Here is a 22,637-nt window from a genome sequence, read left to right as displayed (position 1 = left end):
CCCCATGCTGTCCTCGATCTTCGTCGATCGCCCGCGCTTCGCGATCGTCATCGCGATCGTCATCACCCTCGCGGGCCTGATCGCGATCCGCAGCATCCCGATCGCCCAGTTCCCCGACATCGTGCCGCCGCAGGTGTCGGTCACCGGCGCCTATCCCGGCGCCAGCGCCGCGGTGGTCGAGGCGACCGTGGCGCAGCCGATCGAGGCCCAGGTCAACGGCGTCGACAACATGCTGTACATGTCGTCGACCAGCGGCAGCGACGGCTCCTACTCCCTCACCGTCAGCTTCGCGGTCGGCACCGACCCGGACATCAACACCGTCAACGTCCAGAACCGGGTGGCGCTGGCCGAGCCGAAGCTGCCGAGCGAGGTGACGGCCCAGGGACTGACGGTGAAGAAGCAGTCCTCGGCGATCCTGCAGCTCGTCACGCTCTACTCGCCGGACAAGACCCAGGACGTCCTGTTCCTGAACAACTACGCGATCATCAACGTGGTCGACGCGCTGGCCCGCGTGCGCGGCGTCGGCCAGGCCTCGCTGTTCGGCACCCAGAACTACGCGATGCGGATCTGGTACAGCACCGATCAGCTGACCAGCTTCGGCCTGACCCCGAACGACATCGTCACCGCGGTGCAGAGCCAGAACGTGCAGGCCGCGGTCGGACGCCTGGGCGCCCAGCCGATGCCGGATGACCAGCAGATCCAGGTGACGCTGCAGACGCTGGGCCGGCTGAGCGACGTCAAGCAGTTCGAGGACATCATCCTGCGCGCCAACCCGGACGGGTCGGTGGTGCGGCTCAAGGACGTGGCGCGGCTGGAGCTGAACGCCCAGTCCTACGACACCGTCGCCCGGCTGAACGGCGCGCCGGCCGCGGTGATCGGCATCTACCAGTCGCCCGGGTCCAACGCCGTCGCCGCCGCCGAGGGCGTGCGGGCGGAGATGGAGCGGCTGAAGGAGCGGTTCCCGGCGGGGGTCGACTACCGGATCACCTACGACACCACCGTCTTCGTCAGCGAGACGATCGGCGAGGTGATCCACACCCTGCTCGAGGCCTTCGTGCTGGTCGCGATCGTGGTGTTCGTGTTCCTCGGCAACCTGCGCGCCACGCTGATCCCGATCATCGCCGTGCCGGTGTCGCTGATCGGCACCTTCGCCGTGCTGCTGGCCTTCGGCTTCTCCGCCAACACCATCTCGATGTTCGCCATGATCCTGGCGATCGGCATCGTCGTCGATGACGCCATCGTCGTGGTCGAGAATGTCGAGCGGGTGATGGCCGAGACCGGGCTGCCGGCCCGGGAGGCGACCAAGCTGGCAATGCGCGAGATCACCGCGCCGATCATCGCCATCACCCTGGTGCTGCTGTCGGTGTTCGTGCCGGTCGGCTTCATTCCCGGCATCACGGGCGAGCTGTATTCGCAGTTCGCCGTCACCGTGTCGGTGGCGATGCTGATCTCGGCCCTGAACGCCCTGACGCTGAGCCCGGCCCTGTGCGGCGTCTTCCTGAAGCCGCACCAGCACGGCCACCGCCCCGGCCTGTACGGGCGGATCATGGGCCGGGTGTCCGGCGGCATCGACAAGGTGCGCGACGGCTATGCCTGGATCGTCGCCCGGCTGGTGCGGCTGGCGGTGCTGTCGATCGCGCTGGTGGCGGCCTTCGGCGGCCTGGCCTGGCTGGTCAACAGCGCCACCCCGACCGGCTTCCTGCCCGACGAGGACCAGGGGCTGTTCTTCGTCGAGATGAAGCTGCCGGCGGCCGCCGCGCTCAGCCGCACCACCCAGGTGACCGAGCAGGTCGAGGCGCTGGTGCGCGACATCCCCGGCGTCGCCGACATCACCGGCGTGGTCGGCCGCAGCTTCATCGACGGTCTGGCCGAGCCGAACGCCGCCTTCCTGGTGGTGGCGCTGAAGCCGTTCGACGAGCGGGTGAAGGAGGGGATCACGGTGTTCAACGTGATCCGCGAGGTCGCGATCCGCACCGCCGGGGTGCGGGACGCGCTGATCATTCCGCTGAACCTGCCGCCGATCATCGGCCTCGGCACTGCCGGCGGCTTCCAGTACCAGCTCGAGGACCTGGAGGGCAAAAGCCCGAACGAGCTGGCGGCGGTGGCCCAGGGGCTGGTGGTGGCCGCCAACCAGGCGCCGGGGCTGACCCAGGTCTTCACCTCCTACAACGCCAACACGCCGCAGATCTTCCTGAACCTGGACCGCGAGAAGGCGCAGAATCTGGGCGTCGCCGTCAGCGCCATCTTCAATGCGCTGCAGGCGACGCTGGGCGGCTTCTACATCAACGACTTCAACCTGTTCGGCCGCACCTGGCAGGTGATCGCCCAGGGCGAAGCGAACGACCGGCGCACGGTCGACGACATCTACCGGATCTATGTCCGGTCCTCGACCGGACAGATGGTGCCGATGCGGTCGCTGGTCGACGCGCAGCAGCAGCTCGGCCCGCTGTTCATCACCCGCTACAACAACTACCGCTCGGTCAGCATCCTCGGCAGCGCCGCGCCGGGCGTCAGCTCGGGCCAGTCGCTGGCGGCGATGACGCAGGTGTCGAACGCGACGCTGCCGGCCGGCTTCGGCTTCGAATGGACCGGCACCGCGCTGCAGGAGCTGGAGGCGGCGGGCCAGACCGGCTTCATCCTCGGCCTCGCGGTGCTGTTCGCCTATCTGTTCCTGGTGGCGCTGTACGAGAGCTGGTCGATCCCGATCGGCGTGCTGCTCTCGGTCATCGTCGGCATCGTCGGCGGCCTGGCGGCGCTGTGGATCGCCGGCCTGTCGAACGACGTCTACGCCCAGATCGGCATCGTCGTGCTGATCGCGCTGGCCAGCAAGAACGGCATCCTGATCGTCGAGTTCGCCAAGGCCAAGCGCGAGGAGGGCATGGCGATCGCCGACGCCGCGATCGAGGGCGCCAAGCTGCGCTTCCGGCCGGTGATGATGACCAGCTTCGCCTTCATCCTGGGCTTGGTGCCGCTGGTGACGGCCGCCGGCGCGGCCGCGGCCAGCCGGCGCGGCGTCGGCACCTCGGTGTTCGGCGGCATGATCGCGGCCTCGGCGATCGGCATCTTCCTGATCCCGATGCTGTACGTCACCCTGCAGCATGTCCGCGAATGGGTGCACGAGAAGCTGCTGGGCGGGTCGATCGCGCCGAAGCCGCGGGCCGAGGCGCCGAGCACGCCTGCCGAATGAAACGGGCGGCTCCGGTGGAGCCGCCCTTCTCTCTCGCCGCTAATGCACCCAGCGGCCGCGGTCGCGGTACCAGGGCCGGCCGCGGTAGTAGTTATCCCAGTACGGGCCGGCATCGAAGGTGATCACCGGCACGCCGATCACCGGCGCCGCCTCGACGATGATCCGGCGGCGATGCTGGACATCGGCCGCCAGGAACCGGCCGTCGGTCCAGCCGCGGTCGGGACCGACGCCGATGTCGCACCAGGCCCAGCCGTCGAGGCAGCCGAAGATCTGCACCGGCACGCCCGGCCGCAGCCGCGCGACCACCGGATAGTCGGCCCCCGGCCCGGCGCGCAGCCGGACCGAAGCGGTGGTGTAGCCCGGCGCGGCATCGGCCGCCGTCGCCGTCAGGGCCGTCATCGCCAGCCCGGCCATCGCGGCCAGGGCGAGCTTCCATCTCATCATGCGAACTCCAGGGACGAGAATCCCCCTTCGTCCGCCACAACGCGGCAGAACCGAATTCCGGTCGCCGGGATCGGGGGGCGCGGCGCCGTGCCTCACCCCGCGAGGGTTCCGCCGTCAGCCGGCCCGCTTCGCCGCGTCGAGGGCGCGGGACAGGTCGCGCTCCAGGTCCTCGATGCCCTCGAGGCCGACCGACAGCCGCACCAGCCCTTCGGTGATGCCCATGGCGGCGCGGTCCGCCGCCTCCATCGCCCGGTGGGTGGTGGTGGTCGGATGGGTGGCGAGCGACTTGGTGTCGCCGAGATTGTTCGAGATGTCGACCAGCCGCAGCGCATCGAGGAAGGCGAAGGCCGCCGCCTTGCTGCCGAGGTCGAAGGCGACCAGCGTGCCGCCGTTCTTCATCTGGCGCTTCGCCAGCTCGTGATGCGGGTGGCTCTTCAGCCAAGGGTAGCGCACCGACTTCGCCGCCGGATGCGCCTCGACCAGCTGCGCCAGGCGGTGGGCGCTGGAAACCTGGCGCTCGACCCTGAGGCCCAGCGTCTCCAGCCCCTTCACCAGCACCCAGGCGTTGAAGGGCGACAGGGCCGGGCCGGTGTGCCGGTAATAGGGCAGGAAGTCGTCGGTCAGGAACTTCCTGTCGGCCAGCACCGCGCCGCCCAGCACCCGGCCCTGGCCGTCGATGTGCTTGGTGGCGGAGTAGATCACCACATCGGCGCCGAGCTCCAGCGGCTTCTGGCCCAGGGGCGTGGCGAAGACGTTGTCGATGAACACCTTGGCGCCGGCGGCATGGGCGATCTTCGCCACAGCGGCGACGTCGACCAGGTCCAGTGTCGGGTTGGCCGGCGTCTCCAGGAACACGGCCCGGGTGTTCGGCCGCATCGCCGCCTCCCAGGCCGCGAGGTCGCCGCCGTCGACGAAGGTGGTGGTGATGCCGTAGCGCGGCAGGATGGTGCCGAGGATGACGAAGCAGGAGCCGAACAGCGCCCGGCTGGCCACGACGTGGTCGCCGCCGCGCAGATGGCAGAACAGCGCGGTGAACACGCCCGACATGCCGCTGGCGGTGACGTGGCAGCCCTCGGCCCCTTCCAGCAGGGCCAGGCGCTGCTCCAGCACCTCCAGCGTCGGGTTGCCGTAGCGGGAATAGACGAAGCCCGGTTCGTCGCCGGTGAAGCGCGCCTCGGCCGCCGCGGCGCTGTCATAGACGAACCCCGAGGTCAGGAAGATCGCCTCGGAGGTCTCGCCATAGGGCGTTCGTCGGGTGCCGCCGCGGATCAGCGCGGTCTCGGGGCCGAATTCGTCTTCGCTGGGGGCTTCGTATCGATCCATCTCACCGACTCCTCGATCCGACCGGGAGGCGGTGCGTGCGGGACCTGCGCGCATCCGACCTTTTAGCGGAGATTAACGTGGCCGCAAGCCGGTCGGCTCAAATCACCACGGGGCCGCTGTCAGGAGCGGCGGCCCCAAGACTTATCGGCAAAACGGCAATCGGGCAATGCGTTTCGGGCAACGCTGCCTTTCATCCTTCGGCCAGGGCGTAGAGCACGAAGGGCAGCTCGAGCCCCTCATAGAGCCGGCGGTAGGAGCGGCACAGTCGGAAGCCGCGGGATTCGTAGAAGCGGCGGGCGAGCCGGTTGTGGGCGAAGCTCTCCAGCGTGCGGCAGCCGCGCGCCACGGCGTCGGCCAGGAGGGCGGTGCCGGCCGACCGGCCCTGCGCCGCCGGGTCGACGAACAGCATGTCGAGATGCGACCCGGTCATCAGCGAGAAGCCGAGCTGCGCGTCATGGGCATCGACGGCGACGCGCAGGTCCGGCAGCCGGGCGGCGAAGCGGCGGGCGAAATCCTCCGGCCGCTTGCGGTCCAGGACCGCGGCCGGGAGGATGTGCTCGAAGGCGGCGCGGGTGCTGCGCCAGGCCACATCCGCCAGAGCCGGCAGATCCGCCGCCACCGGCGGCCGGACCGTCACCGCCTCCATCGTCTTCGCCTCAGCCATCATCCACTACCCCGCAGCCTGGGATCGAGCGCATCGCGCAGCCCGTCGCCGAGCAGGTTGAAGCCGAAAGACGCCAACAGGATGGCAAGGCCGGAGAAGATCGAATCCCAGGGCGACAGCAGCAGATAGCCGCGCGCCTCGGCCAGCATGCGGCCGAGCGACGGCGTCGGCGGCTGGGTGCCGAGGCCGAGGAAGGACAGCGACGCTTCGACCAGGATGGCGGTGGACAGCGACAGGCTGGCCTGGACCAGGATGACGCTGGCGAGGTTGGGCAGCACATGGCGCCACAGCACCCGCCCCTCGCCCGCCCCGATGGCGCGGGCGCCCAGCACATACTGGCTGCCGGCGACCACCAGAGCCGGGCCGCGCAGGAGGCGGGCGAAGACCGGGATGTAGACGACGCCGATCGCCAGCGCCGTGGTCGTCGCCCCCGGCCCCAGCATGGCGACGATGCCGATCGCCAGCAGGATGATCGGGAAGGCGAACAGGATGTCCATCAGCCGCATGCCGGCGCGGTCGAGCCAGCCGCCGCGCAGCGCCGCGGCCACGCCCAGGGTGCCGCCGACCAGGAGCGCCAGCAGCACCGCGCTGGCCGAGGCGGCGAGCGAGGCGCGATAGCCGTAGAGGATGCGCGACAGCACGTCCCGGCCGAACTGGTCGGTGCCGAGCCACGCCGCGACGCTGGGGCCCTTCATTCGCCGGATGACATGCTGGGCCAGCGGGTCGTCCGGCGCGATCCAGGGCGCCAGCAGCGCCGCCCCGACCTGCAGCAGCACCAGCGCCCCGCCGATCCAGACCAGCGGGTGGCGCGGCGCCGCGATGCGGCGGCGCGAGGGCGGCGCCAGGGTCTCGGGCAGCAGTGCCGTCATCTGAGGCCGATCCGCGGGTCGAGCGCGGCGTAGAGCATGTCGGTGACGAAGTTCACCAGCACGAATCCGGCGGTGACCAGCAGGATCGCCGCCTGGATCAGCGGGTAGTTCCGCTCCGCGATCGCGCCCAGCATCAGCCGGCCGAGCCCCGGCAGGGCGAAGACCTGCTCGACCACGATGGCGCCGCCGAACAGATAGCCGGCGGAGATGCCGAGCGCGGTGACGAAGGGGATCATGGCGTTGCGGAAGGCGTGGTGGAACACCACCGACCGCTCGCTGACGCCCTTGGCCCGGGCGGTGCGGATGTAGTCCTGCCCCAGCGCGTCGAGCATGGCGGAGCGGACGATGCGCGACAGCGAGGCCAGCACCGGCACGGCCAGCGCGATGGTCGGCAGCAGCATCCGCTGCAGGTTGCCGACGGGATCCTCGGCCAGCGGCACGAAGCCGATCGCCGGGAAGGCCGGGAACACGCCGTGGAACAGGTAGATCAGCAGCGCGCCGAGCCAGAAGGAGGGCACGGTGACGCCGGCGATGGTGACCACCCGCACCAGATAGTCGCGCGCCGAGTTGCGGAAATAGGCCATCAGGCAGCCGGCCGGCACCGCCAGCGCCACCGAGACGGCGAGCGCCAAAAGCGTCACCTCGATGGTGACGCCGATCCGGGCCGCGATCTCCTCCAGAACCGGCCGGCCGGTCCACAGGCTGGTGCCGAGATCGCCGGTCAGCAGCCCGCCGAGCCAGGCGAGATACTGCGTCACCAGCGGCTGGTCGAGGCCGAGGCGCTGGCGCAGCGCCGCGATCCGGTCGGGCGTCACCTCGCTGTTGGCGCCGAGCATGATCTGCACCGCATCGCCCGGGATCAGCCGGATCATCAGGAAGGCGACGACCGAGACCCCGAACAGCACCACCAGCAGGTCGAGCAGCCGCCCGGTCAGGAAGCGGACCATGACGCCTCACCGGGACGATAGCTCGGTCCCGCCGCAACCCCTTTTCTGTCATGCCCGGGCTTGACCCGGGCATCCAGAGACTGTCGACATCCTCTGGATTGCCGGGTCAAGCCCGGCAATGACAAGAAAGGATAGGCTGGAATCATCACTTCTCCAGCGCCGTCTGGCGCAGCGAGCGGGTGGAGCGGTTGCCGGTGATCTCGTATCCGGTCACGCCGTCGCGCACCGCGGTGAAGAGCTGGCCGAAGGCCAGATGCGCGATCGGCCCGTCGCAGGCCAGGCGCTTCTGCAGGTCGGCGTAGATCGCCTTGCGCTTCGCCGGATCCAGCGTCGTCCGCCCCTCGTCCAGCAGGCGGTCGACCTCGGCGTCCGAATACTTAAAGACGTTGGTCGAGCCGCCGGTGCGGAAGGTGCGAAACATGTAGCCGTCCGGATCCGCGACGCCGCCGTTGATCGAGGCGAAGAGTTGGAAGTTGGAGTTGCGCCAGTCCTGGATGAAGGTGCCCTGCTCCTGCACGTTCAGCGCCACCTCGAAGCCGGCGGCGTTGAGCTGCGCCTGCACCACCTGGGCGACGTCGACCACCAGCTGGTTCGAGCCCAGCACCTTCAGTTCGGCCTTCAGCGGCAGGGCCACGCCGGCCTCGGCCAGGAGCGTCTTCGCCTTCTCCGGATCCGCGGCGTAGCAGGGATAGTCCGACACCGGCAGCGCCCAGTCCTTCAGCGCCGGCGACAGCGGCCCGCCGGGCTGGCCCTTGCCGAAATAGGCGGCCTCGACGATCTGCGACCGGTCGATCGCGGTGTTCAGCGCCTGGCGCACCTTCGGGTTGTCGAAGGGCGGCTTCGACACGTTCATGCCGACCAGCGTGTAGGACAGATCGGTCGTCTCCAGGAGCGTGACGCCGGGGGTGCCCTGCAGCGTCGCCGCCGTGGCCGGGTCGACATTCGGCAGCAGCTGATAGGTGCCGCCGGAGATGCCGACCTGCCGGGTCGAGGCCTCGGGCACGATGTTGAACTTGATCGCGTCGAGCTTCGGCAGCCCCGGCTGCCAGTAGCCGTCGGCCTTCGCCAGCAGCAGGTAGGTGTCGGGCACCCATTCCTTCAGCGTGAACGGGCCGGTGCCGTCGGTCCTGCGCTGCAGGTCGATGCCGCCGGTCGCCGCCGCGGCCGGCACGATCACGATCTGCGGCAGGTTGGCCAGGAACGGCGCCGACGGCGTCGACAGCGTCACCGTCACCTGCCGGTCGCCGGTCGGCTCGACCGACTTCACCATGTCGATGCGGCTGGCATAGGGCGAGCCGGTCTTCGGGTCGCGCACCCGGGCGAAGCTGGCGGCGACGTCGGCCGGGGTCACCGGCGACCCGTCGTGGAACTTCGCGCCCGGCCGCAGGGTGAAGACATAGGTCAGGCCGTCGGGCGAGATGGTCCAGGATTCGGCCAGCTCCGGCACCACCTTCAGGTCCTTGTCGATCGAGGTCAGGCCCTCATAGACCGCGCCGTTGACCAGCACCGTGGCGAAGGAGGTGGCGACATGCGGGTCCAGCCCGACCGGCGACTGGTCGGTCGCGACCTCCAGCGTCTGTGCCGCCGCCATCGATCCGACGAGGGCTGCCGCCGCTGCCGCCAGCGACGCCCGAATCATCCGTCCCATCTTCCAGCCTCCCCCTGTTCATTGGGCGCCAGTAAGGCGCGTTCGACGGGCGAGGTCAATCGATCGGGCGCAGGCTGCTGCTCCGTTCCGCTTTGACCGACGCAGGACTGTTTGTGATAATTCTGTTCTTCAGAATGGAAATTTTCATGCGCTATTTTCAGGAGGCTTCATGAGCAATCGGCAGATTCGGCACTACAGCGCGCCATCGGCGTCCCGGCGGCGCTTCACAGCCGCGGCGCTCGCCATCCTGGCCCTGTCCGTCGTCGGCCCGGCGGCGCGGGCCGCGGATGCGCCGATGGACGCGCGGATCCCCGCCCTGGAGCCCGAGCTCGAAGCCTATGCCGCGGCCGGGATGAAGGCATTCGACACGCCGGGCCTCGCCATCGGCATCGTCAGCGGCGACAAGCTGGTCTACGCCCATGGCTTCGGCGTGCGCAGCAAGGCGAAGGGCGGGGCGGTGGGCACGCGCACCGTGTTCCAGATCGGATCGACCACCAAGGCGTTCCTCGCCGCCACCCTGGCGATCGCGGTGGACCGCGGCACGCTGCGCTGGGACGACCGCGTCGTCGACCTCGACCCGGAATTCCAGCTGAAGGACCCCTGGGTGACGCGCGAGTTCCGGGTGTTCGACCTGCTCGCGCAGCGCTCGGGCCTGCCGCCCTACGCCAATGATTCGCTCGGCATCCTGGGGCTGGACGAGGCGGCGATGATCCGATCGCTGCGCCATGTCGAGCCGGTGTCGAGCTTCCGCTCCACCTTCGCCTACACCAACATCACCCACATGCTGGCCGGCCGCATCGTCGCACGCGGCGAGGAGGCCGCGGACTGGAACGCGGTGCTGCGCCGGGACCTGCTGGAGCCGCTGGGCATGGCCGAGACATCGACGACCGCCGAGGCGATCGAGGCCGCGCCCGACCATACCCAGGGCCATCGCTGGACCCCCGACGGCACGGTGGAGGTGCCGTTCACCCCGCTGTTCCCCTACGCCTTCGGCGGCGCCGGCGACATGAACTCCACCATCGAGGACATGGCGCGCTGGCTGCGGCTGCAGCTGCGCGACGGCAGCTTCGACGGCCGAAAGATCGTTTCGCCGGAGAACATGGCGGTCACCCGCACGGCGCGGGTGGGGATCACCGACAAGGCCTTCTACGCGATGGGCTGGGTCGGCGTGCTGACCCCGAACGGCCGCGTCGTCTGGCACAATGGCGGGACCCCGAGCTTCGGCGCCTATGTCGGTTTCGCGCCAGAGAAGGATGTCGGCGTCGTCGTCCTGACCAATGCGGAGAATGTCGGCTTCCCGGACGCCGTCGGCGCCTGGGTGCTGGACCGCCTCTTGGACAATCCGCGGGTCGACCATGTCGCGGCCGCGCTCGATTCCGCGAAGGCCCGCTTCGCCGAATCGGCGAAGGCGTTCGTCAGGCCGGAAAACCCGCAGCCGGCCCTGCCGCTGGCGCCGCTGGCCGGCACCTATGCCGAGCCGAGCTTCGGCAAGGCCGTGCTGCGCCAGGACGGCGACGGCGCGGTGCTGGAGCTGCAGGACGGCGGCGGCGCGCTACAGCTCGAGCCGTGGGACGGCAGCGTCTTCACGGTTCGGCAGAAGCCGGTCGGCCGCTTCGCCGCCATCGTCGAGAACAACGGGCCCAGCCCGAGCGGCTTCGCCCAGTTCCAGATCGATACGGACGGAACCAAGCCCCTGCTGCGCCTGACCATCGAGAACCAGTCCTATATGTTCCGGCGCGAATAAGGCCCCCCGCCGGTTCAGACGACCGCGACCGCCAGCCCTTCCGACAGGCCCAGCCAGGCCTCGGCCAGGCCCGGGACGCACAGCGCCCAGGCGGCGAGCCGCCCCTTGATCTTCCCGAGGGTCGAGGCCTGGACCGGTTCGAACGTGTCGAGCCAGCGGGCGAAGGCCTTGTGCGGCAGCACGCCGGGGCGATCGGCCAGGGCCCAGAGCCAGGTCGCGTGCACCAGGCGGATGTGGACCGGAACGCGATCGAGGCCGAGCGCCTGCGCGGCGCAGATCCGGTGGCGGCCCGCCAGCATTCGGTAGAACGTGCCGTCCGGGCCGGCCGCGACGATGATGTCGCCTTCGGTGCGTTCGCTGCGGGGATCACGCCCGCGGGCCGGGGCGAAATCCGGGGTCAGTTGCCGCGGCGTCACGCCATGGGTCCGGATGCTGTCGAGCAGCGATTCGCAGTAGCGGCGGTAGGATTCGATCGCCTCGACGCTGTCGAGCACCAGCGGGCCGACCTGCATCGGGCGGCCCGCCTCCATCAGGCGCAGCATCCTGCGGTAGCTGGGCGTCTCGGTCAGGGTGCCGCCCCACACCAGATCGTGGAACCACTGGTGGTGAAAGCTGTCCGCCACCGGCTTCGAGATCTCCGACCAGTCGCCGGCGTCGATGAAGCGGTCCCGCAGCCAGACCGGGCGGCCCCGGGCATGGACCTGGGTGGCCAGCGTCCGGGTCACCAGCCGCATCGGCACCCAGCGCAGCAGGGCGGACCCGTAGAAAATCCGCGCGTCGCGAGGAGAGACCAAGGATCTCTCCGGAAGCTCCGGTAATTTTTTCAGGTCCCTCAGCATCCTTCCAGGGAATCTCAAACGAGACTCCAGAATTGTTTGTGGACCCGCTTTTTCTTGAGTCTCAGAGATTTGCTGAAAGAGAGGGATGATGGCGGCGTCGGCGCGCTGATAGGTCAGCATTGCTTCTCTCCCCGATCGCAAGACTGTGTTTGTAATGAAAGTGTCACAGTCTGGCAAGAATGGGGCGGGAACGGCTTCCACGCGGGCCGGCGTCTTCGCCATAATCCCGGTGCCGATTCGACGGCGAAGACGCGAGGAGATCCCCCATGGCCGCAGCCCGGCGCACCGCCATCGGACTGATGAGCGGCACCTCGATGGACGGGGTCGACGTCGCGGTGATCGAGACCGACGGCGAGACCGTGTTCGCCTGCGGCGCCGCTTCGACCACCCCCTACACCGACGCGGTGCGCGACGCCCTGCTGGCGGTGGCGCGAGACCCGGCGCGGGCCGAGCACGAGGCGCTGGACGATCTCTCCGCCGCCGTCACCGACCTGAACACCGCCGCCGTCCGCCGCCTGCTGGACGAGACCGGTCTGACGCCGGAGGCCATCGACGTCGTCGGCATGCACGGCCAGACCGTGCTGCACCGGCCGGAGCGGCGCTTCACCCGGCAGCTGGGCGACGGCGCCCGGCTGGCCGCGGCGCTGGGCATCCCCTGCGTCAACGACTTCCGCTCCGCCGACGTCGCCGCCGGCGGCCAGGGCGCCCCCTTCGCGCCGCTGTACCACGCCGCCCTGGCAAAGGACCTGCCGCGGCCGCTGGCCGTGCTGAACCTGGGCGGCGTCGGCAACGTCACCGTCATCGAAGAGGGGACCATCACCGCCTTCGACACCGGCCCGGCCAGCGCCATGATCGACGACTGGGTGCAGCGCCACACCGGCGCCCGCTATGACGAGGACGGGCGGATCGCCGCCAGCGGCCGCATCGCCGAAGACCGGCTGGCGGCGCTGATGGCCAACCCCTATTTCGACGCGCCGCCGCCGAAATCGCTGGACCGCAACGATTTCCCGCTGGCGGCGGTGGACGGTCTGTCGCTGGCCGACGGCGCCGCCACGCTGGCGGCCTTCACCATCGCCTCGGTCGCCGCGTCGCGCCAGCACTTCGCCGCGGCGCCCGGGCGCTGGCTGGTGACCGGCGGCGGCCGGCACAACCGCACCCTGATGGACGGGCTGCGCCGGGCGCTGGGCGTGCCGGTCGACCCGGTCGAGGCGGTGGGCTGGGACGGCGACGCGCTGGAGGCCCAGGCCTTCGCCTTCCTGGCCGTGCGCTCGCTGGACGGGCTGCCGCTCAGCCTGCCGACCACCACCGGCGTGCCCCGCCCGATGACCGGCGGCGTGCTGCACCGGCCGCTGACGCGGGCGGCGTGACCAGGTCCGGCCCTCTTCTTGTTGTCATCGCCGGGCTTGACCCGGCGATCCAGGGGCCATTACGGACAGGCCTGGCCAAAATGCCCCTGGATGCCCGGGTCAAGCCCGGGCATGACAGTAGAGTGTTGCACGACCTCCTTCCGGACTCCGCCGAATGACCCTTGCCGCCGCGGCCGACGCCGCCTTCGCCCTGGTCGATGAAGCGATCGATGCCGGCCGCATCCCCGGCGCCGTGCTGGGGCTGGTGACCCGCGACGGCGGCCGCGCCATCCGCTCCGGCGGGCACGCCGCGCTGGTGCCGGAGCGCGCGGCCCTGGCCGAGGACACGCTGTTCGACCTGGCCAGCCTGACCAAGGTGATCCTCACGACGACCGAGGTGCTGTGGCTGGTCGAGCAGGGGCGGATCGACCTGTCCGACCCGCTGGCGCTGCACCTGCCGGACCTGCGCCAGTACCAGCCGGAGCACTGGGTGCGGCAGGTCACGGTGCGGCAGCTGCTGTCGCACCGCTCCGGCCTGCCGTCGGTGGAGCCGCTGTACACCTGGGGCAGCGACCCGGAGACGCTGAAGGCGCTGGTGCTGCAGAAGGACTGGGTGGCCGGCGCCGACACCTATTCCGACGTCAACTACGTGCTGCTGGGCATCCTGGTCGAGCGGCTGCGCGAACGCCCGTTGCGCGACCTGCTGCCGCCCGGCGACTTCGCCGTCAACCCCGGCCCGGCCCGTGCCGCGGCCACCGAGCGCTGCACCTGGCGCGGCCGGGTGATGCGCGGCGAGGTGCATGACGAGAACGCCTACGCCCTCGGCGGCCTGGCCGGCCATGCCGGGCTGTTCGGCAGCGCCGCCGCGGTGCTGGACTTCGCCCAGGCCTTCCTGGCCGGCACCGTGCTGCGACCGGCCACGGTCGCCGAGATGCTGCGCGCCGAGGGCCACCCGCACGGGCTGGGCTGGCAGGTGCGGCACGAGGGCTGGTCCGGCGGGTCGCTGTGCTCGCCCGACACGATCGGCCACACCGGCTTCACCGGCACGGCGCTGTGGATCGACCTGGAACGCGGCCACGCCTGGACGCTGCTGACCAACCGGGTGCACCCGTCGCGTCATGTCGAGACCGGCATCCAGGCGTTGCGGCGCGGGGTGTCGAACACGGTGTCGGCGGGCTGGCCGTTTTAGGCCGGGACTCAAGTCGTAAATCCGTCATGGCGAGCCCCGAAGGGGCGTGGCGCTGCGCTCCTCGCCATGATGGAGTGGGGCCGGAGGGGGCGGCATCCACGACATGATTGACAGGCGATTCCCGCCCGCCTTCCATGGGCACAATCGGTCCGGCGATGGGAGAACGCCGGAGATTTCTCATAAAATTCAATGCATAGGGGGACCCCAATGATGAGATCCCGCCTGCTGGCCGCCGGCGCCGCCGCGGCCGCCCTGCTGTGGGGCATCGCCGCCCCGACCCAGGCCGCGGCGCCGACCCCGGAGGAGGCCCGCGCCTTCGTCGACAAGGCCGAGGCCGACCTGGCCGCCACCAGCGAATACCTCAACAAGGCGTCCTGGGTGCGCGCCACCTTCATCACCGACGATACCCAGTGGCTGGAGGCCAAGGCCAATGGCGAGTGGACCGAGAAGACCACCGTCTATGCCAAGGAGGCCTCGCGCTTCGACGGCGTCGCGCTCGACCCGGTGACGCGGCGCAAGCTCGACATCCTGAAGCGCAACCTGGTGCTGCCGGCGCCGGACCGGCCGGGCGCGGCCCGCGAGCTGGCGACGCTGAGCACCAAGCTCGACTCCACCTATTCCACCGGCGAGTTCCAGGTCCAGGGCAAGACCCTGACCCTGAGCGACGCCGAGGACATCCTGGCCGCCTCGCGCGACCCGGCCGAGACCAGGGCGGTGTGGGAGGGCTGGCATTCGATCTCGCCGGTGATGCGGCCGGACTATGCCCGGCTGGTGGAGCTGGCGAATGAGGGGTCGAAGACGCTGGGCTATGCCGACACCGGCGCGCTGTGGCGGTCCGGCTACGACATGCCGGCGGACGAGTTCGCGGCTGAGACCGACCGGCTGTGGGGCCAGGTCGAGCCCTTCTACAGGAACCTGCACTGCTATGTCCGCGGCCGGCTGAACGCCCGGTACGGCGACGCGGTGCAGCCGAAGACCGGCCCGATCCGCGCCGACCTGCTGGGCAATATGTGGGCCCAGTCCTGGGGCAACATCTACGATCTGGTGGCACCGAAGGACGAGACCGAGGGCTACAGCCTGGACAAGCTGCTGGTCGACGCCGGCTACGACCCGACCAGGATGGTCAAGACCGGCGAGGCCTTCTACACCTCGCTGGGCCTGGCGCCGCTGCCCGACACCTTCTGGAAGCGGTCGCAGATCGTGCGGCCGGAGGGGCGCGACGTCGTCTGCCACGCCTCGGCCTGGGACCTGGACGACCGCGACGACATCCGCATCAAGATGTGCACCAAGGTGAACGGCGAGGACTTCTACACCGTCCACCACGAGCTCGGGCACAACTACTATCAGCGCGCCTACAAGGACCAGCCCTACATCTTCAAGAACGGGGCCAATGACGGGTTCCACGAGGCGATCGGCGACTTCATCGGGCTGTCGGCGCTGACCCCGACCTACCTGAACCAGATCGGCCTCCTGGACAAGGTGCCGGGCGCCGAGGGCGACATCCCGTTCCTCTTGAAGATGGCGCTCGACAAGATCGCCTTCCTGCCCTTCGGCCTGCTGGTCGACCGCTGGCGGTGGGAGGTGTTCGCAGGGAAGGCGACGCCGGAGACCTACAACGACGCCTGGTGGGCGCTGCGGCTGAAGTACCAGGGGCTGGTGCCGCCGGGGCCGCGCCCGGCCGACGCCTTCGACCCCGGCGCCAAGTACCACATCCCCGGCAACACGCCCTACACCCGGTACTTCCTGGCCCATATCTACCAGTTCCAGTTCCACCGCGCCGCCTGCCAGCAGGCCGGCTGGACCGGGCCGCTGCACCGCTGCTCGGTCTACGGGAACAAGGAGGTCGGCGAGCGCTTCAACGCGATGCTGGAGATGGGCCAGTCCAAGCCCTGGCCGGAGGCGCTGGAGGCCTTCACCGGCGAGCGCCGCACCGACGCCAGCGCCGTGGCCGAGTATTTCCAGCCGCTGAACGACTGGCTGACCGAACAGAACAAGGGCCAGAGCTGCGGGTGGTAGCGGCCCGCTCCGCCCTGTATCCTTTCTGTCATTGCCGGGCTTGACCCGGCAATCCAGGGGCCACCGAGAGCCGCTCTTGAAAGCCCCTGGATCCTCGGGTCAAGCCCGAGGATGACAGAGAAGGAAGGCGGGACTTGCTCCGCCCCTCACACCACCCGGGCGTACCAGTCGAAGTCCAGCGGCGGCACCTGGCTATGAAAGCGCCGGTATTCGGCCAGCTTGATCTTGGCGAAGGCGTCGACGAAGGCGTCGCCGAGATAGTCGCGCATCAGGGCCGACTGCCGGAAGTCGCGGATCGAATCCAGCCAGTTCGGCGGGATGTCCGAAGCCGGGGTGCCGTAGCCGTTGCCGGTCACCGGCGGGCCGGGGTCGCGCCTGTCGAGAATGCCGCGATGCATCCCGGCCAGCGCCGCCGCCAGCGCCAGATAGGGGTTGGCGTCGGCGCCCGCCACCCGGTGCTCGACATGCTTGGCTGCCGGCGGGCCGATCGGCACGCGCAGCGCCACGGTGCGATTGTTGACGCCCCAGGTCGGCGCCAGCGGCGCGTAGCTGAGGGTCTGGAACCGGCGGTAGGAGTTGGCGTTCGGGGCGAAGACCAGCATGCCGTCGCGGATCGTCGCCCCCATGCCGCCGATGGCATGACGCAAGAGGTCGTCCCCGCCCTCGGCCGCGAAGCGGTTGCCGCCGTCGCCGTCGGCCAGGCTGATGTGCAGATGGGTGCCGCTGCCGGTCTCCCCGGCATAGGGCTTGGCCATGAAGGTGGCCTCCATCCCATGCCGCTTGGCCACGGCGCGGACCAGCCGCTTGTACATGATGGCGTCGTCGGCGGCGCGCAGCGCGTCCGTCCGGTGCTTCAGGTTGATCTCGACCTGGCCCGGCGCATATTCGCTGATCGCCGTGTCGGCCGGCAGGCCCTGGATCTCGCAGCAGGCGTAGAGATCGGCCAGGAAGTCGCCGAGCTCGTCGAGATCGGCCATGCCGTAGGCCTGCTTGCCGGTGCTGGCGCCGCGCGGCGGCACCGGGCGTCCGCTCTCGCGCCAGGCTGCGTCGAAGACGTAGAACTCCAGCTCCACCGCCACCACGGGATGCAGGCCGTCGGCCGCCAGGCGCGACACCACCCGGGACAGCACCTGGCGCGGGTCGTAGGCGGACGGCGTGCCGTCCAGCTCGAACAGCGTCAGCAGGAGCTGGGCCGAAGGCTCGGCCTTCCACGGCACCGGCACCAGCGTGCCGGGCACGGGCCGGGCGGTGCGGTCGGCGTCGCCGTCCTCCCACACCAGCCCGGTCTCCTCCACATCCGCCCCGGTGATGTCGAGGCTGATGATCGAGCCGGGCATGTAGCGGCCGTTGCGCCAGATCCGCTCCAGCTCCCCCACCGGGATGCGCTTGCCGCGCTGCACGCCGCAGGCATCGGTCAGCAGGATGTCGACGAAGCGGATGTCGCGGTGCCGGGCCAGGAAATCGAGGCATTCCTCTGCCGGATCGGCGGCGGCGTTCGAAGTCGCGTCGGGCATGTCCGGTCCCCCCTCAGGCGTGGCCGGCCAGCGCCGCGGCGCAGGCGTCGAAGGCGTCGTGGAAGCGGGCGATCTGGTCCTCCGTCGTGGCCGGGCTGGCCAGCATCATGTTGTGGAACGGCGCGATCAGGATGCCGCGGTTGATCAGGAACAGGTTCACGAATTGCTCCAGATCCGGCCGCATCGCCGAAGCGGCTTCGCCGCCGGTGCGGTAGGGCGTCGGCGTGAAGTGGAACTCGACCCGGGCGCCGATCTGGGTGACGTGCCAGGCCAGGCCGTGCCGCGCCACCGCGGCCTCGATCCCCGCGGCCAAGCGCCGGGCGCGGTCGACCATGCCGGCATAGGCGGCCTCGGTCATCACCTCCTCCAGCATGGCCCTGAGGGCGCGCATGGCCAGGGCGTTGGCCGACAGCGTCGTGCCCATGCCGCTGTGGCCGTGCGGCACGCCCGCCTTGACCCGGCGCATCCGCGCCTCGACCTCGGCGGTGAAGCCGTAGACGCCGCAGGGGATGCCGCCGGCGATCGGCTTGCCGAGGGTGAGGACATCCGGCTCCAGCCCGTATTCCCGGGTCCAGCCGCCCGGGCCGGTCGAGATCGTGTGCGTCTCGTCGATCACCAGCAGCGTGCCATGCCGGCGTGTCAGGCCGCGCAAGGCCGCGTGGAAGCCGGGCTCGGGCAGCACCATGCCGATATTGGTCAACGCCGGCTCGGTGATGACGCAGGCGACGTCGCCGGGTGCCAGCGCCGCCTCCAGCCCCGCCACGTCGTTGAACTCGACCACCTTGGTCGTCGCGGTCAGGTCGGCCGCCTGGCCCAGCAGGCCGGGCCGGTGCGCCGGCCGGCCATCGTCCAGCCGGACGAAGGTGTCGTCCACCGTGCCGTGATAGCAGCCGTTGAACACCAGGATCTTCGGCCGGCCGGTGATGGCGCGGGCCCAGCGCAGCACGAAGCGGTTGGCGTCGGTCGCGGTCGTCGTCACCTGCCAGTAGGGCAGGCCGAAGCGGCGGGCCAGCGCCTCGGCCGCCGCCACGCCGTCTTCGGTCGGCAGCATGGCGGTGACGCCGCGGGCGACCTGGTCCGCCACGGCGCGCGCCACCGGTTCCGGCGAATGGCCGAACATCGACCCGGTGTCGCCCAGGCAGAAATCGGCGTAGCGATGGCCGTCGGCGTCGACCAGCTCGGCGCCCCGGGCCTCGGCCATGAACAACGGGAAGGGCGTGGCCCAGTCGCGCATCCAGTGCAGCGGTACGCCGCCGGGGAAGACCGCCCCCGCCCGCTCCGCCAGGCGCTTCGAAGCGGGGTGGGAGGCCTCGTAGCGCTCCAGCTCCGCCCGCATCGGGCTGTCGATCACCCTGCCCGCATCGTCCAATCCGGCCTCCCTCCCTGGTGTCTGGTGCCGGAGAGCTTAGGGGGAGGCGCGGGCGACCGGAACTGGTCCCAACCGCGGGACCGTCATGCCATCGGCAGCCTATTTCCTCTTCCCCGCCGCCTGGAACCGGCCGACATACTCCGCCATCAGCGTGCGGATCGCGGCGCCGATCCTGGCGTAGTCGGTCTCGTTCAGGTTGGCGAGCGACACCCGGGCCGAGGGGTGCAGCGTGCCGAAGCCGCGGCCCGGCAGCAGCACCACGCCGCTTTCCTTGGCCAGCCGGAACAGCACCTCCTGCGGCTTCGTGTTCTTCATGAACCAGTCGACGAACTTGCGCCCGTGCAGCCGGGTGCCCAGCACCTCGAGATCCAGGATGGTGTAGTAGTCGACCGAGTTCTCGTCTTCCTCCAGCGTCACCCCGGCGGCCTGGTACAGCGCGGCCTTGCGGCGGCGGATGATCCGCTTCATCGCGTTCTTGTAGGAATCGGGCTCGTCCATCAGGCAGAACAGCGAGAACAGCACCATCTGCACCTGCTGCGGCGTCGACAGGCCGGCGGTGTGGTTCAGCGCGACGGTGCGGCTGTCGGCCACCACCCGGTCGATGAAGGGCAGGCGGCGGGGGTCGGTGGTGATCGACGCATAGCGCTCGTCCAGCTCCTTCTGCACCCTGGCCGGCAGCCTGGCGATGGCGCGGTCCAGCACGTTGTCCCTGTGGGTGGCGATCACGCCGAGGCGCCAGCCGGTGGCGCCGAAATACTTGGAGTAGGAATAGACCAGGATCGTGTTCTGCGGGCAGGTCGCGAACAGCGACACGAAATCGTCGGCGAAGGTGCCGTAGACGTCGTCGGTCAGGAGGATCAGGTCGGGCCGCCTGGCCACGATCTCCTGCAGCCGCTTCAGGTTGGCCGCGCCCAGCTTGACCGAGGGCGGGTTGGACGGGTTGACCAGGAAGAAGGCCTTCACCTTCGGGTCGAGCAGCTTGTCGAGCTCCTTGTCGCCGTACTGCCAGCCCTTCTCCGCATCGGCGTTCAGCCCGACCTCGACCAGCCTGTAGTCGTTGAGATGCGGGATCTCGATATAGGGGGTGAAGATCGGCAGGCCGATCGCGATCGAATCGCCCGGCGCCAGCAGCCGGTTCTCGCGCAGGCTGTTGAACAGATAGGTCATCGCCGCGGTGCCGCCTTCGACCGCGTAGAGGTCGAAATCGCCGACGAAGGACTGGCGGCCGATCATCTCCTTGCGGAGGTACTGGCCGACGATCTTCTCGGAGAGCACCAGCATCCGGTCCGGCACCGGGTAGTTGCAGGCGAGGATGCCCTCGCACATCTCGTAGAGGAAGTCGCCGGCGGAGAGGCCGAGCTGGTCGCGGACATAGGACACGGCGCCGACCAGGAAGGCGACGCCGGGCACGTCCTTGTGGGCGCGGGCGAAGATCTCGAACCGGCCCTCGATGCCGTCGCGCCGCGGGAAGCCGCCGACCCCTTCCGGCATGTAGGCGAAGGAGCGTTCGGCCTCGGTCATGGCGAACAGGCCGAGCTGGAAGAAGCCGTGGCGCGGCACGGTCGCCAGGAAGTTCGGGTTGCCGCGGCCGGCGTTCAGCATCATCCGGTCGGCGTCGCTCTTCGCCAGCTGGATCAGCGCGTCCTTCAGCTCGAACGGGCTGAGCTTGGCGAGCGAGGCGGCCGTCTTCTCGTCGATGGCGGGTGCGGTGTCGTTCATGATCGTTCTCCTCCCTGGCGCGCTCAGACGAAACCGACCACGAGGGGCCCGAGGATCGTCAGCAGCACATTGGCCATGGCGTAGGTGATGGCGAAGGGCACGGTCGGCACCGAGTTGCCGGCCTTGTCGAGCACGGCACCGAAGGCCGGGTTGGCGCTGCGCGACCCGGACAGGGCGCCGGCCAGGATGGCGGCGTTGTCGTAACGCAGCACGTAGCGGCCGAAGAGCAGCGTCAGCACCAGCGGCACCAGCGTGACCACGAGGCCGAGCACGAAGATCGCGGCGCCGCTTTCCTGCAGCGTGGTCCAGGCCTGGGCGCCGGAGGACAGGCCGACGCAGGCGACGAAGGCGGCGAGGCCGAAATCCTTCAGGATCTGGCCGGCCGCCGACGGCATCGCCCCGAAGGTCGGGTGCTTGGCGCGCAGCCAGCCGAAGACGAGGCCGGACAGCAGCGCGCCGCCGCCGCTGCCCAGGGTCAGCGGGATGCCGCCGACCCGCGCGGTTATCAGGCCGACCAGCAGGCCCAGCAGGATGCCGAGGCCGAGATAGACGAAATCGGTCTTGTCGCTGGGCGCGATCTCGTAGCCGAGCAGCTTCGCCGCCCGGTCGACATCGGAGGCGGCGCCCTGCAGCGTGATCACGTCGCCGTGATGCAGCGCGGTGCCGTCCAGCACCGGCAGCGGCCGCTCCATCCGGGTGATGCCGGCGATGTAGACGCCGTGCCTGGCTGCGGCGTCGGCCTGGGCCTTGAGCTCGCCGATGGTCTTGCCGCTGGCGCCGGGGCGGGTGAAGACCACGTCGCGGAGATGCAGCACCATGTCCATGCCCGCCGCCGCAGCCTCTTCGGTGCCGATCGCCGGCGCCGCCGCGACCACCGCCTCGCGCCGGCCGACCACCAGCACATGGTCGCCGGCCGCGAGCCGCAGACCGGGGTCGACCGCCGGCGCCGAATCGCCGCGGCGCACCCGCTCGATCGTGATCCCCGGCGCCGCGGCCTCGATCTCGCCGACCGTCCGCCCGGCGGCCGCGATGACGGCGTAGGCGCGGCCGACCAGCGCCGGCGCCGCCGCGACGTCGCCGCGGCCCAGCACGGCGCCGCCGCCGGCCAGCGCCCGCTCGGCCTTCACCGCATCCTCGCGGATGTCGCGGCCGAACAGGCGCGGGATCAGGATCAGGCAGACCAGGATCGGCCCCAGCGAGCCGAAGATGTAGGTGACGGCATAGCCGATCGCGATCTCGGATTGCTGGCGCGCCACCTCCTCCGCGGGCAGGCCCAGGCGGTTCAGCGTGTCGCCGGCGGTGCCGATGATCGCCGACTGGGTCAGCCCGCCGGCGGCGATGCCGGCCGCCAGCCCCTTGTCCAGCCCGCCGATCCGGGCGCAGAGAATGACGGTGACCAGCGCCGTCGCCGCCAGGAACACGGCCAGCACGATCTCGCGCAGCGCCGAGCGGTTCAGCGAATTGAAGAATTGCGGGCCGCTCTCGAAGCCGACGGCGTAGATGAACAGGGCGAAGGCCACCGCCTTGATGCCGGGATCGATCGTCACCCCGACCTGGCTGATCAGCACCGCGGCGATCAGCGAGCCGGCGACCCCGCCGAACTGGAACCGGCCGAACTGGATCTTGCCGACGGCGTAGCCGATCGCCAGCGACAGGAACAATGCGGCCTCTGGCGAGGCTTTGAATAAATTATGAAGTATTTCCATGTGTGTGCTCCATCACTGGATGGCACTACACGACAATCGCCGATGACGTCGGCGGCGTCATCAAAAATCCATTCCATGAATACAATAGTAGTCGCTGCCGCGACTGCGGCCGA

Annotated in this window: 16 protein-coding genes and 1 riboswitch; of the genes, 5 read left to right on the top strand and 11 right to left on the bottom strand. The window is 70.0% G+C overall.

All coding sequences use genetic code 11. The features are described 5' to 3' along the window. The first annotated feature begins 4 nt into the window (after positions 1 to 4). Positions 5 to 3,187, top strand: a complete 3,183-nt coding sequence (locus LG391_RS23705; protein ID WP_225770514.1) for an efflux RND transporter permease subunit — start codon at positions 5 to 7, stop codon at positions 3,185 to 3,187. 39 nt (positions 3,188 to 3,226) lie between these two features. On the opposite strand, the gene LG391_RS23700 is transcribed toward LG391_RS23705, so the two are convergent. The 6 genes from LG391_RS23700 to LG391_RS23675 all read right to left on the bottom strand — a co-directional run bounded on the left by LG391_RS23700 (position 3,227) and on the right by LG391_RS23675 (position 9,082). Further along, complete coding sequence (locus LG391_RS23700) at positions 3,227 to 3,631, bottom strand: SH3 domain-containing protein (RefSeq protein ID WP_225770513.1); 405 nt, start codon at positions 3,629 to 3,631, stop codon at positions 3,227 to 3,229. Between the two features lie 114 nt (positions 3,632 to 3,745). Next, on the bottom strand, positions 3,746 to 4,954 hold the full coding sequence (gene metZ, locus LG391_RS23695) for an O-succinylhomoserine sulfhydrylase (protein ID WP_225770512.1): 1,209 nt from the start codon (positions 4,952 to 4,954) through the stop codon (positions 3,746 to 3,748). 42 nt (positions 4,955 to 4,996) lie between these two features. Further along, a riboswitch (SAM riboswitch) is annotated at positions 4,997 to 5,073 on the bottom strand. Positions 5,074 to 5,144: 71 nt separating this feature from the next. Continuing rightward, positions 5,145 to 5,618 (bottom strand): GNAT family N-acetyltransferase, encoded by a 474-nt coding sequence (locus LG391_RS23690; RefSeq protein WP_225770511.1) that lies wholly within the window; start codon positions 5,616 to 5,618, stop codon positions 5,145 to 5,147. After that, the gene (locus LG391_RS23685; RefSeq protein WP_225770510.1) at positions 5,618 to 6,487 is read right to left on the bottom strand and encodes an ABC transporter permease; all 870 of its coding nucleotides are present in this window, start codon (positions 6,485 to 6,487) and stop codon (positions 5,618 to 5,620) included. Before LG391_RS23685 ends, LG391_RS23690 begins: the two co-directional genes overlap by 1 nt. Further along, positions 6,484 to 7,434 (bottom strand): ABC transporter permease, encoded by a 951-nt coding sequence (locus LG391_RS23680; RefSeq protein ID WP_225770509.1) that lies wholly within the window; start codon positions 7,432 to 7,434, stop codon positions 6,484 to 6,486. Before LG391_RS23680 ends, LG391_RS23685 begins: the two co-directional genes overlap by 4 nt. Positions 7,435 to 7,579: 145 nt before the next feature. Further along, on the bottom strand, positions 7,580 to 9,082 hold the full coding sequence (locus tag LG391_RS23675; protein ID WP_225770508.1) for an ABC transporter substrate-binding protein: 1,503 nt from the start codon (positions 9,080 to 9,082) through the stop codon (positions 7,580 to 7,582). A 169-nt stretch (positions 9,083 to 9,251) separates the two neighbouring features. Here LG391_RS23675 and LG391_RS23670 point away from each other — a divergent pair, with 169 nt between their 5' ends. Further along, on the top strand, positions 9,252 to 10,826 hold the full coding sequence (locus LG391_RS23670; RefSeq protein ID WP_225770507.1) for a serine hydrolase: 1,575 nt from the start codon (positions 9,252 to 9,254) through the stop codon (positions 10,824 to 10,826). 14 nt (positions 10,827 to 10,840) lie between these two features. On the opposite strand, the gene LG391_RS23665 is transcribed toward LG391_RS23670, so the two are convergent. After that, entirely contained in the window at positions 10,841 to 11,620 is a 780-nt protein-coding gene (locus LG391_RS23665; protein WP_225770506.1) for a hypothetical protein, read from the bottom strand. Between the two features lie 311 nt (positions 11,621 to 11,931). Between LG391_RS23665 and LG391_RS23660 the strand changes: the two genes are divergently transcribed. The 3 genes from LG391_RS23660 (at position 11,932) to LG391_RS23650 (ending at position 16,216) form a co-directional block, all read left to right on the top strand. Continuing rightward, a complete protein-coding gene (locus LG391_RS23660; protein ID WP_225770505.1) occupies positions 11,932 to 13,032 on the top strand; it encodes an anhydro-N-acetylmuramic acid kinase in 1,101 nt (366 codons plus the stop codon). 154 nt (positions 13,033 to 13,186) lie between these two features. After that, complete coding sequence (locus tag LG391_RS23655) at positions 13,187 to 14,200, top strand: serine hydrolase (protein WP_225770504.1); 1,014 nt, start codon at positions 13,187 to 13,189, stop codon at positions 14,198 to 14,200. A gap of 207 nt (positions 14,201 to 14,407) precedes the next feature. Beyond that, positions 14,408 to 16,216: a M2 family metallopeptidase gene (locus tag LG391_RS23650; RefSeq protein WP_225770503.1), complete on the top strand. Its 1,809-nt coding sequence runs from the start codon at positions 14,408 to 14,410 to the stop codon at positions 16,214 to 16,216. 146 nt (positions 16,217 to 16,362) lie between these two features. Here LG391_RS23650 and LG391_RS23645 read toward each other — a convergent pair whose 3' ends face one another. The 4 genes from LG391_RS23645 to aspT form a co-directional block, all read right to left on the bottom strand. Continuing rightward, positions 16,363 to 17,730 carry a glutamine synthetase family protein gene (locus tag LG391_RS23645; protein ID WP_225770502.1) on the bottom strand — a complete coding sequence of 456 codons (1,368 nt, stop codon included), beginning with the start codon at positions 17,728 to 17,730 and terminating at the stop codon, positions 16,363 to 16,365. A 13-nt stretch (positions 17,731 to 17,743) separates the two neighbouring features. Further along, complete coding sequence (locus LG391_RS23640) at positions 17,744 to 19,099, bottom strand: aspartate aminotransferase family protein (protein ID WP_225770501.1); 1,356 nt, start codon at positions 19,097 to 19,099, stop codon at positions 17,744 to 17,746. Between the two features lie 99 nt (positions 19,100 to 19,198). Beyond that, the gene (locus tag LG391_RS23635; protein WP_225770500.1) at positions 19,199 to 20,818 is read right to left on the bottom strand and encodes a bifunctional aspartate transaminase/aspartate 4-decarboxylase; all 1,620 of its coding nucleotides are present in this window, start codon (positions 20,816 to 20,818) and stop codon (positions 19,199 to 19,201) included. A 23-nt stretch (positions 20,819 to 20,841) separates the two neighbouring features. Beyond that, positions 20,842 to 22,524 carry an aspartate-alanine antiporter gene (aspT, locus tag LG391_RS23630; protein WP_225770499.1) on the bottom strand — a complete coding sequence of 561 codons (1,683 nt, stop codon included), beginning with the start codon at positions 22,522 to 22,524 and terminating at the stop codon, positions 20,842 to 20,844. Positions 22,525 to 22,637: the final 113 nt, after the last annotated feature.

The sequence above is a fragment of the Inquilinus sp. Marseille-Q2685 genome, assembly GCF_916619195.1.
Lineage (GTDB): Bacteria > Pseudomonadota > Alphaproteobacteria > DSM-16000 > Inquilinaceae > Inquilinus.
Note: the sequence above shows the minus strand (reverse complement) of the source record. Positions and strands in the feature narration are given on the sequence as shown.

Bases quoted from the DNA above. Each gene is read 5' to 3' on its own strand.
- LG391_RS23705 (WP_225770514.1), top strand. From the start codon at position 5: ATGCTGTCCTCGATCTTCGTCGATCGCCCGCGCTTCGCGATCGTCATC.
- LG391_RS23700 (WP_225770513.1), bottom strand. From the start codon at position 3,631: ATGATGAGATGGAAGCTCGCCCTGGCCGCGATGGCCGGGCTGGCGATG.
- metZ (WP_225770512.1), bottom strand. From the start codon at position 4,954: ATGGATCGATACGAAGCCCCCAGCGAAGACGAATTCGGCCCCGAGACC.
- LG391_RS23690 (WP_225770511.1), bottom strand. From the start codon at position 5,618: ATGGCTGAGGCGAAGACGATGGAGGCGGTGACGGTCCGGCCGCCGGTG.
- LG391_RS23685 (WP_225770510.1), bottom strand. From the start codon at position 6,487: ATGACGGCACTGCTGCCCGAGACCCTGGCGCCGCCCTCGCGCCGCCGC.
- LG391_RS23680 (WP_225770509.1), bottom strand. From the start codon at position 7,434: ATGGTCCGCTTCCTGACCGGGCGGCTGCTCGACCTGCTGGTGGTGCTG.
- LG391_RS23675 (WP_225770508.1), bottom strand. From the start codon at position 9,082: ATGGGACGGATGATTCGGGCGTCGCTGGCGGCAGCGGCGGCAGCCCTC.
- LG391_RS23670 (WP_225770507.1), top strand. From the start codon at position 9,252: ATGAGCAATCGGCAGATTCGGCACTACAGCGCGCCATCGGCGTCCCGG.
- LG391_RS23660 (WP_225770505.1), top strand. From the start codon at position 11,932: ATGGCCGCAGCCCGGCGCACCGCCATCGGACTGATGAGCGGCACCTCG.
- LG391_RS23655 (WP_225770504.1), top strand. From the start codon at position 13,187: ATGACCCTTGCCGCCGCGGCCGACGCCGCCTTCGCCCTGGTCGATGAA.
- LG391_RS23650 (WP_225770503.1), top strand. From the start codon at position 14,408: ATGATGAGATCCCGCCTGCTGGCCGCCGGCGCCGCCGCGGCCGCCCTG.
- LG391_RS23645 (WP_225770502.1), bottom strand. From the start codon at position 17,730: ATGCCCGACGCGACTTCGAACGCCGCCGCCGATCCGGCAGAGGAATGC.
- LG391_RS23635 (WP_225770500.1), bottom strand. From the start codon at position 20,818: ATGAACGACACCGCACCCGCCATCGACGAGAAGACGGCCGCCTCGCTC.
- aspT (WP_225770499.1), bottom strand. From the start codon at position 22,524: ATGGAAATACTTCATAATTTATTCAAAGCCTCGCCAGAGGCCGCATTG.